This window comes from Sphingomonas sp. CCH9-F2 (assembly GCF_001556735.1).
Classification (GTDB): domain Bacteria; phylum Pseudomonadota; class Alphaproteobacteria; order Sphingomonadales; family Sphingomonadaceae; genus Sphingomonas; species Sphingomonas ginsenosidimutans.
Window position 1 is genome coordinate 20,744 of the sequence record NZ_LSJO01000343.1, and the last position, 10,643, is coordinate 31,386.

Annotated in this window: 8 protein-coding genes; 3 read left to right on the forward strand and 5 right to left on the reverse strand. The window is 66.8% G+C overall.

The window, feature by feature from the left end:
* The first annotated feature begins 113 nt into the window (after positions 1-113).
* Genes AX685_RS09955 through AX685_RS09965 form a run of 3 tightly spaced genes read left to right on the forward strand, consistent with a single transcriptional unit; the run spans position 114 to position 1,806 of the window.
* Positions 114-926, forward strand: a complete 813-nt coding sequence (locus AX685_RS09955; RefSeq protein WP_197418557.1) for a ParB/RepB/Spo0J family partition protein — start codon at positions 114-116, stop codon at positions 924-926.
* A gap of 2 nt (positions 927-928) precedes the next feature.
* Complete coding sequence (locus tag AX685_RS09960) at positions 929-1,270, forward strand: hypothetical protein (RefSeq protein ID WP_066488104.1); 342 nt, start codon at positions 929-931, stop codon at positions 1,268-1,270.
* Between the two features lie 17 nt (positions 1,271-1,287).
* Complete coding sequence (locus AX685_RS09965) at positions 1,288-1,806, forward strand: hypothetical protein (RefSeq protein ID WP_156445754.1); 519 nt, start codon at positions 1,288-1,290, stop codon at positions 1,804-1,806.
* A 365-nt stretch (positions 1,807-2,171) separates the two neighbouring features.
* On the opposite strand, the gene dpdD is transcribed toward AX685_RS09965, so the two are convergent.
* From dpdD to AX685_RS22530, 5 genes are all read right to left on the reverse strand, one after another.
* Positions 2,172-4,328 carry a protein DpdD gene (gene dpdD, locus AX685_RS09970; RefSeq protein ID WP_066488108.1) on the reverse strand — a complete coding sequence of 719 codons (2,157 nt, stop codon included), beginning with the start codon at positions 4,326-4,328 and terminating at the stop codon, positions 2,172-2,174.
* The gene (gene dpdK, locus AX685_RS09975; RefSeq protein ID WP_066488111.1) at positions 4,325-4,852 is read right to left on the reverse strand and encodes a phospholipase D-like domain-containing protein DpdK; all 528 of its coding nucleotides are present in this window, start codon (positions 4,850-4,852) and stop codon (positions 4,325-4,327) included. The genes dpdD and dpdK overlap by 4 nt, the downstream gene beginning before the upstream one ends.
* Positions 4,852-9,390, reverse strand: coding sequence for a protein DpdJ (gene dpdJ / locus AX685_RS09980; RefSeq protein ID WP_066488113.1), 4,539 nt, complete (start codon positions 9,388-9,390; stop codon positions 4,852-4,854). Before dpdJ ends, dpdK begins: the two co-directional genes overlap by 1 nt.
* A gap of 4 nt (positions 9,391-9,394) precedes the next feature.
* Positions 9,395-10,108: a hypothetical protein gene (locus tag AX685_RS09985; protein WP_066488115.1), complete on the reverse strand. Its 714-nt coding sequence runs from the start codon at positions 10,106-10,108 to the stop codon at positions 9,395-9,397.
* Positions 10,098-10,643: hypothetical protein (locus AX685_RS22530; RefSeq protein ID WP_197418558.1), on the reverse strand; the 546-nt coding region annotated here is incomplete at its 5' end. The genes AX685_RS22530 and AX685_RS09985, both read right to left, overlap by 11 nt.

Below are 10,643 nucleotides of genomic sequence, written 5' to 3' on the forward strand. Positions count from 1 at the left end.
GGCTGCCGCACGACGACCTCGACCAAGGCTGGGTGACCACCAGCCAAGAGGACCGCCCGATGACCGACCAGTTGCCGCTCGTTACCACCGCCCCGCGCTCGACGACGCGCGTCGTGCTCGTCGATCCCGCCGCGTTACGCATCTCGCCGCTCAATCCGCGCGTCGACACGCCGCACGCGCCCGACGCAATCGAGCGGCTCGCAGACGAGTTGAAGGCGGTCGGCCAGATCAACGACGCACATGGCGAGACCGCCGCCGACGGGATCGTGGAGATCCTCGCCGGCTCGCGTCGCTGCGCCGCCTGCCTCGCCGCCGGGCTTCAGCTCCGCGTCCGCCTTCATCCGGATCTTCCGCGCGATGAGGCGATCGGGATCGCCTACCGCGACGACCGCGAGGCGCTCCGCCCGAGCTTCTGGGATCTGGCAGGCGGCTGGGAGACGCTGCTCGGCCGGCGCATCGTCACCTCCGACAGCGCGCTCGCCCGGCTGGTCGGCGTGGACAAGTCCACGATGTCGCGTGGGCTCTCCTTCCGCAAGGCGCCCGAATCGATCCTCGCCGCCTTCGCCGACCGCCGCGAGATCAGCCTCAGCCAGTGGACCGATCTCGCTCCGCTGATCGAGAACGACGACACCCGCGAGGCCCTCCTGACCCGCGCCGCGCTGATCGCCGGCAAGGGCTATGCCGCACCCCGCGTCGCCGCCGAGCTGAAGGCCGCCGCCGCCGGCAAAGTGGCGATCCCGGCGATCGAGGTGCGTAACCGCCACGACCGCGTCATCGCCACCATCCAGCCGGGACACCGCGGTGACCTCACCGTCAAGTTCAAGCCGATGGCCGAGGCGCATCCCAGCTACCGGCTCGAATATGCGAGGCTCGTCCACGAGAAGCTGGTCGAGGTCATCAAGACCTTCTTCGACAAGGACGCCTGACGATGGCGAATCAATCCAGCGCCGTCGACCTGTTACCCACTGAGGAGGTCCAGCTCTGGTTCGGAGCTGCCAGCCGGCTCGTCGGACGCCACGACAGTCCCGTCCTCGCCCAGCTGCCCGTCAGCGTGTATCCCGATCCCGTGCCCGCCTGTGCGAGCTGCCCGGCCAAGGACTGGTATCTGACCGCCAAGGGACTGCGCTGCTTCTGCACGGAGAAGAACGTCGTCGCCTGGGTGTCCAATGCCGACCCGGTGCTCGCCTGCGACGCCCGCGAACGGCTTATCGCGGAGGACGTCGCCGACCGAAGCGACGACGCCGCGCCGAACCCGTGGGGCCGGACGTGAATCGGGCGGCGGCGCGGATGATGGCACGTGACCCGCGGATATCCGCCAGCGGCCTCCGCTTCCTGCTAATGGGGAACATCAGTGCCCGCGAATTCTGCGCCGGGTTCAGGATGCGGACCTGCGGCGAATGCCTCGCTCTCTCCACGCCATCGGCGCAGCGCCTCCCGGTCGCGCGCAAGTCGAGGATCCACGGCGGCAGGGGCGACTTCTTCAGCACGCGCTACGGCAGGATCATGCTCACCTATCACACCGACCGGTTCAGCTACGTCGAGGACTTGGTGTACGACGGCCCGCGCCGTGGCGCGGCCGACGTGCGGCTGACGCTGTGGAATGAGTATTTGCCCGACACCGTGGTAGACGCCCTGCCTAGCCGCCGCCTGGCCGATCTGATCGGCAATGGTGGGATCTTCCTCGCGGCGAAGGCGACCAGGATCATGCGGGCCGAGGTCGCGATCTATCCCGGCACAACCGCACTTCGGCTTGGTCTGCAAGTGCCTTGGTATCCCGCCTCGCGCGCATTTCCGATGATGGGCTGATCGTAGCAGCCGTTATCGGAGGCCTGAACGACTAACCACTATACCGAGGGCGCATCCCGCCAAGAGGCGCGACAGCTGGCGAGCATCAGTCACGTGACGTCCCTGCCGATGCTCAATGTCTGCATTTCGGCAAAGTTTGCGGAACTCAGACCTGCATTCATGGGTGGATTGCCGCATGTCCGATTTGAAGCACCGCGAAGCCATCGGTCATTCAGAAAGTAGCTGTGGCCTAAGATGCGGAATCGTCGCGCGACTACTTTATAGCAACTCCCAAGTTCGTCCGCCGATCGTTGGCGCGGGAAATCTTGTAGACATATTGAGTTCATAGGAGCCCACCAAAGGAGATGCGCGCTGCCCAATATATATTAGTCGGCTGATCTGCCGAAGAAGTCTTCGACGGCTCGGAGCAGGCTTGATAAACCCTTCCCCTCTGCATAAACTAGAGGGCGTCCTCCACGGTGCTCGCGTATGAAGTCGGTGGCCGCGTGCTTAGCGGCAGCCCATGCGATCACGAAAAGGTCGCTGTTTGTGGCGAGTGCGCGGAGGCGTGAGGTGCCCACATGTTCGCTGCTGAGCTGGACGTCGACGCTACTTGACAGACTCTCGAGCACCGCCTTCGCCTGTCGGTTCGCGTTCTCGACAAGCGAATAGATCGCTATCGACTTGTCGCTGAGGCGGGTACTCAAATCGTCTCTCGAGGCACTCGCAGCGATAGGAGCGGCGTTCAGCGACCAGCCAAACTCTTGGGCGAGACCGCGCACGGCTGCTTGCTGGAAGCTGCTGAGTCGTCCGCCGATCGGCGCCAGCCGGGCCAAGATTGAGTGTACCAACCGCTCCCGTTCCACTTCGTCGGGAGCGGCAGAGCGCATAAACAACTCGACCAGTTCAAGCGTCCAATAGGCCATGTCCACTCCGAGCCCTTGGCCGGCGATCTCGTCGACGTCGGCGATGAGTTCGCGATACCGTCCGCGATCCGTGCCGACGCTTAGCAGAGCATCGACGAGCACGAGGCTCGACCCGTAGGTTGCCGCGCCTCGAGCACTGCCCAGCGCCAGCAAGGTGAGCAGGCTGGAGTAGACCGGCATCAAGGCGGAGTTTGGAAAGGCCGGATCGCGGCGAAGTGCCGCCACCAAGTATGGCAGGGCCTGAGAAGTGCGTTCAGCGGCGAGGGGATCGGCTTGCGCCGCATCCAGTCCGTCAAGGAGAAGTCCCACCTCTCGCGGGTCGGCAGCGTTGCCGCCCATCGACCACTCGTCCGCACCCATCCGCGCCAAGTCGAGCGCGTTGACGAAGTCAGGGCTTGACGATCGGGCGAGCCACGTTGCCCACGAGGTCGGAACCTCGGCCGCTCCTGCTTCGTGTTGGAGCGCACGGAGTGCCGACCGGAACGGTTCTGCCTGGGCAATCTCCGCGCGTTGCGCTTCGCTCAGGCGAGCAAGGGCGGCCAGCGCCATCGCCATGGCATCGACGCTCTCCACCGCTTCGGCTTCGAACAAGCGTTCTCGCGCTTTGTCCGCCGTGTCCGACACCAGTGACTGATCCGGTGCCGGTGGGGAGGCCTGCGCGGGATCGGGCACTCCGGCCAGTCGCTCGGCAAGCCATCCAAGCTCTCCAATGCGGGAGGCGGCGAGGATCTTCAGGTCGCCGCGTGCTGGAACAGTCAGCGCTTCCAGGCCGGCGATCCGCAGCCCGCCCGTGCGTAGCGAGGGCGAGACCGGTGCCTGCAGCATCGGTGCCGCAAGGGCGCGCACCTCGTCGACGTAAAGTCGCTCGACCGCCGCCCGATCCCCCTTAGCAAAGAACTCCGCTAGCCGATCCCGGTACAAGGCTTCGAGAAGAATGGCCGTAGTCGCCGGCGTACGGCGCGCCTGCACGAGATTGGCGAAGCCCTGCAGCGAGACAATGCCGCTCCAGTCTTCAAAGGTCGCAAGGAGCTGGACTTGGAGAGCTCGAAGATTGAGCGCGTCGAGCCGCAGTTCGTCCCCAAGACGCTCAAGGACCCGTTCGGCAGCATCACGACGCCCGACGTTGAGGTGATCCTGAAAGCGGGCCAGCAGCCAGCTCGTCGGTTCCGGAGCACTCTTGGTCAGCAGTGGCGCGCGCGTCAAAGTATCGCGGGCGCGCGTGAGCGCGCGTAGCGCCGTCTCCCGTCCGGCGGGCTCGGCTGGTAGCCGGATGATCGCGGAAACGTGCGCCCCTGCCTCAGCGAGGATCGACGCGAGCTCAGGCGTGGGCAGGCCATCGGATGGCAGGCCATCGAAGGAGGTGAGCGTCGGGCCGGCAAAAGCACGCAACACCGGGCTGAGGCGGCGCCAGTCGGAGGGCGTCGCGGCGGCGACCACAACGAGTTCGGTGTCGGAGAGTTGCTCCGGGATCAGCGCGCCTGGGAAAGTCGGCAGTTCGGCTGTTTCGAGCAGGCGGCCGCAGAGCTCGGCCGTAGCCGCCGGCAGCAGGAACGCAGTTGCCCGCGCCCGCAAGTGCGTGGCGACCGCTCTTGCCACCTCCACCTCGGAGGCGATCACGACATCCTTCCTTCCCACTGGAACTCGAGCTGCTCGGCCTGCTCGGCGATCGCCGCCGGATCTGTCCGGAGAACGAGATGTTCGCCATTGACTGAAATTCCGCTGAACGTCAGATTCATGGACCCGCTGAGAAAGTAGTCGTCGCCGAGCAGCCCTTTTGCGTGGAAGTCCTTCTCGACGACCCACTTAAGCTGATCACCATAGCGGTCTCGAAGCGTGCGAAGCCGGCCGATGAAGAACTCGTTGTGGCCGTGTTCGCGTATCACGAGCCGGACGGATGTTCCGCGCGCCAGCAGCGCGCCCAAAACTTGTGAGAGCCTTATTGGTGCAGCCGGCCAGTCTGGCTCGATCGCGGCGAACCGCCGAGCGGAGTTATCGAGTATTTCGACATCGGAGATCCATGCGAAGAAGAGCCAGAGTTTCCGGCTTGGGCTCAGGAGTTCGGCGGCGAAGAGCGTCTGGAAGAGATCACGGACGCTCCGGGCTTGCGCTGGACCATGTAGATCGCGGGTCGGATGAGCCATCAGGCGTGCTCGCGCAGGATGAGATCGACGAGCACCCGATCCTCGCCGCGTTCAATCCGCTCGATCGCCGGGAAGAACTGTAGCACCCCGACATCGACCGGGGTCGCCCCCAACAACACGAGCGCGCGGCGCAGGTCGCGCGACTGCGCGTTGGTCGCGCTCAAGCGGCAAGCGCCGTCCTCGGCGAACGCCGACTGGAGTGCCTCCTGCCAATCGGCCGCTGCTAGTTCGACCGTCCTGATGGTCCGCCGCAGGACCAATGCTCGCACGATGGCGGGGTCGGTCGCCCTCGCGTCGCGGTAGGGATTGTACGACTGCAGGCTGGTCCGACGCACTTCGCTCTCGCGCGCCCAGAGCATGCTGAGGAGAGCCGCGTACACCGATGTGCCCGAGGCGGCACCGGCAGGCAGTGTCGCCGCGAGGTACTGCTCGACGCGGCCTCGCCAATGTTGCTCCCGGCTGGCGGCGTAGGCAAATTCGCGCATACCGAGCGACAGTCCGAGCCGATCTTCCAGGTCGTCCCACCAGGCAGTCAGGTCCGAGAGGAGGGCGTCGAGCGCCGGGCCGGCGCCGGACCGGAGCAGACGGCTGTTGAAGGCCACCACCAGCGCGTGGCTGAGGTCGATGCCGCCGCGCTGAGTCAGTGTTCGGGAGAAATCGCGCCAGATCTCGGCCGATTGGGCGTGCGATTCCGTGCCTCGCAGGCGGCTTAGGTCTTCGGCGACAGCAGGATCGCTGCCTGCCAGTGTCAGGATACGCCGCAAACCGCCATCGACCAGTTCGAGGTCGGTTGGAGCGAGCGCGGCTTCGACCGCATCGAAGAAAGAGTTGGGCTCGGCCGCGAACCGTTCGGCGAACGACTGCAGCGCGCCGGCGCCGCCGAGCGTGGTTTCGGTAATCCAGATCGAGGAAGGTTGATCCCCTGCCCCCTCGCGAATGTCGACTAGCAGGTTGTCGAGCGTCGCCTGGCGCGGCGCCGCGGCGATGCAGGCCTGCAGCATCGCTTCGCCGAGCGTCTCGAGCATCAGGCGTCGAAGCCAGCGCCCAAACAACGCGGGGTCGGGCGAAAGCGCTTCCTGCGCGAGCGCCCGCAATCGCTCGCGCACCTCCGGACGTGACAGGTGGAAGGTCAGGATTTGCTGCAGGCGTCCGGCGGCTCGGGTCGTCTGCGGCTGCGACGCCGATCCATGCTCATTGTCGTCATCAATCTCGTCCTCGGACACGTCCTCGTCGTCCGGGACGGGCGACAGGCCGGACCCGAGGAATTCATCCATAGCGCCAAGGAAGGTTGCATCGATGTGATCATCGCCAAGCAGGTCCGCGGCGGCTGTCGACAATTCGCCTCCGGCCGCGGCATGGGCGGCGATGACCGCGAACAGCATCTGGAAGATCCATTCGCGCTGGAATGGGTTCAGGTCAGCCGGAAGGTCAGGATCGAGCCGGAATCGGTCTCGCAGGTAGGAGAGCCGCGACGCGCCGAGCAGTCGTGCGCTGAGGAGATGGCCGCCGACGCTCGCGTGGGAGGGCAGCACCAGGTCGAGCCGGAAACCGTCCACCTCGATCTCGAACCCGATCGCGGCTGGCCGATCGTCGTCGCTCCGGAAGGTCAACTCCACGGGAAACTCGTCCTGGAGGGTCCTGACGGTCGCATGCGCGGTTGGGGCAAAGCGGCGGACCGCCGCGCTGGCGCGGAACCGATGCAAAAAGAAGTCTACGCTGGAGACGAACGGGCGCCAGGGCGACCGAGGGGTCACCGGCACGCTCACTGGCTCGCCCTTCGCCACGATATCGGTCCGCCATGTCAGCAGGGCATTGCTGCTTGGAAGCGCCTCGGTACGCGCCACCTTGGCCAGCCTGACCGTCCACGGGCGGAAGACGAGGAGCGGCCCCTCCTCTCCCTCGTCGTTCAGCGAGGCGGTGAACTCGCCGACGAACTCGTGTTCCTCGGCGTAGTCGCTGATGCGGCGATGCTGGACGGGCAGCGCCGGATCTACCGGCACCCAGTGTGACAGGCCGCCACGCTCGAATGCGAACCGTCGTGTGACGCGCCCCGGAACGAGTTGCCGGAGCGCTTGGAGAACCGGCATGACGTCGGTCCGCCAGTCGTGGTTCACCGTCGCTGGCGGCACCAGGATGCGAACCTCTGGTAGGCTCAGATCGCTGAACAAGTTGCGGGGCACGAAGTCCGGGAGGGGGTGAAAGGGCTCGTGCAGGTCGAGGGCGGCTCCGCCCGATGGGAGGGCCAAGCGCCAACGGCGAAACAGCCGTCTTACAAGGGTCGGGACCGCCTCGAGGAGCAGCGAGCGCGGTGCCTCCCACAGCAGTCCCTCCGCGGTCTCCTCGTCGACCTGCAGAGCGCCGATCAGATGGGACCGCAGGCTCACGATCGCCGCGTCGTCACCCTGCACCAGGCGTGTGAGCAGGTCCCGCATCCGCTGAAGCACCGCTGCAGAAGAAGCCGAAGGCTGGTCGATCGGCCGGCTGAGGATGTCCCACGCCCATGCCTTTTCGTAGCCGGAGGTCTCCGCCGCGAGCCAGTCCAAGAAGGCAAAGGTCGCCTGCATCTTCAGCACGTAGGGATTGCCGACGGGGAGATATTGCGGATCGAGTTCCGGATCGAACAAGCGTTCGTAGGACTGGTACAACGCGCGGTCGCGGCCGTAATCCGACAGCACCGTCAAGGTGAGCGGGCGCATCGCCCGGTCTCGTCCTGCCCGGCCCTTGCGCTGCAGGAAGGACGCCATCCCGCGCGGCGCCTTGTGCTGGATGACGGCGCCGACCTGCGGGTCGTTGAACCCCACCTCGAGCGCGGCGGTCGCGACGATCACGTTCGCATCGGCTGCCACGCCGGCATCCTGCGAGGTGGTTCTGCCAATCACCAAGCGTCGGTCGAGCGCGTGGCCGATGTCCTCGCACAGCCGCCAGCGCTGCCCTTCGAGGTCACGGGCGCGATCCTCGGTCCCCGCCGCGCGAAGCGCCGCCAAGGGTAGTCGGCTCGACTCGGGCTTGCCGAAGATTGTGTAGGCCTCGGCATCGCGCAGATCGTCAAACAGGCGGTTGGTGACGTCGAGATCGTCCGTGAACAGGAAGGCGCGGCGGCCATAGGCGCCGGAACTGCCCGCGGCGCCGGGCGGATCGAGAACGCGCGACACGAGCATCGAGGTCTGGATCGTGGTCGAGAGGAGCGAAGCCCGGGAGGCGGGGTCGCCGCGCAAGAGCAGCTGATATTCGGCGCCGGCCTCTTCGTACTCGTCCGCCGCTGGGCTGACCTCCACGACCCGATCGAGGAGCGCGCCGGTAAGATCGGCGAAGAAGCGCGCTGCGTTACCCAGTGTCGCCGACAGGCCAGCCCAGTGCACGGGAGCGCCGAGCAGGTGCCGCCAACGGCGCAGCGTGAGACCGGCCTGCGCCCCGCTCGTGCCCTCATAGGTGTGGACCTCATCCAGCAGCGCGAGGAATGGCTTGCGAGCGCTGCCGACTCCGAACACATGCCTGTTCCACTGATCGGACAGCCGCTGGTTGAGGATCTCGGTCGTCGTGAACAGGAGGTCAGGCGGCTGCTGCTGGATCCGCTGCCGGGTCAAGACGAGGTGGCGCTCGTCGACTTGGGAGCCGCAGCCGGGTCGGGCGCAGTGCAGCCGTTCCCGGCCTCCGTTCTCGAGGTCGGCGGCCCGCCACAGCATCTCGCCGCCGCAACTCGGGCAGCGCATCCACGGGCAGGCCCAGTCCCGGCCGCGTCGCGTCCAGCCATGGTCCTGCAATTCCTGGGCGGATGCGCGACGTGGAGTGGCACCAAACAGCGCGCCGATGCTGAGCGGCCGCTTGCCGTGCGCGGCAAGCGCTCCGTCGATGGCCCGAGCCATGCGGAAAGCCTCGGCGAACTGATCCTTCAGCAGTTCGACCCGCGGATAGATCGCCAGCGCCTTGACCCAGTGGTCGTTGCCGATCGCGTCGCTGATGCCGAGCATCGCTGGCAGGTAAAAAGCTATCGTCTTGCCGCTGCCGGTGCCCGCGGTGACGATCGTCCCAGCATCGCCGACAGGAAGGGCCATGAGGAGTGTCGCTCGCTCCTGGAACGCCGCGAGGCGCAAGCCGGCGCTGCCAGTAAGCGCCTCCCAGACGGCGCGCCTGAGCGGGGTCGGTGCGATCGTCTCGGCACTGGCGGCCAACACCTCGCCCGGGGGGCGATCGCGCCGTGGGAACCGGCGCGGCCGGCGATCCACCCGGAAGTCGGCCACCAGCCGCGGTGCGCTCTGCCATGGCTTGTTCGCGAACAGCTGGCGGTTAGCCGCGAGCAGGCGGACTGCCTCGGCAAATCGGGACCGATAGCGGCGGCCGCCGCTCAGGCTGATCTGCTCCGTGACAACATGAGCTTCGATCAATTCCTCAAGCGCGTCCTCCGCGGCGCTGCCGCCACCGAGCAGGTCGAGCGCCTCCTCCTCGCCGAGCGACCCGGCGGTGAACCCCCAGGCGAGCGAGCGCATCTCGAGCGCCTCGATCCGATCCAGCAGGGCAAGCGCGTCTCGGGAGAGCGGCATCGCTTCAGCCGATCCGGATGCGGAACGAGCCGAGCAGATCGCGCGCGTCGAGCCAGTCGCGCACCTCGCCGGTCAGCGCGACAATGGGGGCGCCTCCCCCCGCGCAGGCGCGCAGGAAGGTGACCACGCTGGCCGGGAGACTATCAGCGGTCAGTTCCGTCCAGGCGGTGCGGTGCTCGCTGGTGAGATCGCGCAACTGGTCGACAGCGTGCGCAGGGTCGGCGGGCAAGGTGGCGGCAAGCGCCGACACTCTTTGGCGGCACTGGCGAATGCGTGCCACGCTGGCGCGCATCTGCGGCAGCTTGCCCAGCGCTTCGAGAATCTCGTCCGAGCCTCCAGGTCCGTTCTCGGCGACGAAGCGTTGCCATCCTGTCTGGATCGCGGTGTTCGCGGCGATCGCCAGGCCCTTCAACCTGTTGGTGAAGTCGTGCGCGACGTTGAACGGCGGGCTGGCTAGTCCGGCAGGATCATCAGTAGCGATTGCACGCAGCTGTAAGGACTTGTCGGCCAGATCGCCGGCATTGGCCGGGACGAAATCAATGCTCACGCCTGCATCAGCGAAGCGTCTGAGCGTCGCCCGTGCCTGGGACAGAAGCGTCGCCGCCTCGCTGAACTGCCCTGCGCGGGTGCGGAACAGGTCCGCCTCATTCGCAGCGGCCTTGAGCTTTTGGTAACGACCGATCTTGTCGGCGAGCCCTGCCGCGCGCTCAAGCAGCATGCGATGCCTCCATGGCGGCGAGATCGTCCGCGATACCGCCGAGCGCGCCGTCGATCTCGGCTATGCTCTTGGCGACCTCGCCGGCGCGCGCGCTCTGGTCACCACCGAAGCTCTCAAGATTGCGCTCGACCACGTCAAGGAACTGCGCCGCCGCCGAGCGAAGCGCGGTTCCCGCCGCGACGGCGTTGGCGCGCCCGCGGCCGTAATCAGGGAGAGCCGACACAGGATCCTCGACCCCGGTCAGCGTGCGTATGGCGGTGATCGTCGCGTCGAACTGGACCGACTGAAAACGGTCGAGCGCCTCCTGCAAGGGGCGTCCGCTGTTCTGCGCCCCGACACCCGCCTCCAAGGCGGCCTGGCGAGCCGCGCCCAGCTGAGCCACGATGGCGGCGCGCGTCGCTCCGTCTCCGAAAGCGTCCTGCATCTCCTGTAGCCACTGCAACCGTTGCGATCGTTCGGCCGCGGCGGCGGCCGGTAGTGCGTTAGCTATCTCGCGATAGGTCTTGGCGAGCGCGCTTGCATCGTCTTGCGGCGG

Bases quoted from the DNA above. Each gene is read 5' to 3' on its own strand.
- AX685_RS09960 (WP_066488104.1), top strand. From the start codon at position 929: ATGGCGAATCAATCCAGCGCCGTCGACCTGTTACCCACTGAGGAGGTC.
- AX685_RS09985 (WP_066488115.1), bottom strand. From the start codon at position 10,108: ATGCTGCTTGAGCGCGCGGCAGGGCTCGCCGACAAGATCGGTCGTTAC.
- dpdJ (WP_066488113.1), bottom strand. From the start codon at position 9,390: ATGCCGCTCTCCCGAGACGCGCTTGCCCTGCTGGATCGGATCGAGGCG.
- dpdK (WP_066488111.1), bottom strand. From the start codon at position 4,852: ATGGCTCATCCGACCCGCGATCTACATGGTCCAGCGCAAGCCCGGAGC.
- AX685_RS09965 (WP_156445754.1), top strand. From the start codon at position 1,288: ATGATGGCACGTGACCCGCGGATATCCGCCAGCGGCCTCCGCTTCCTG.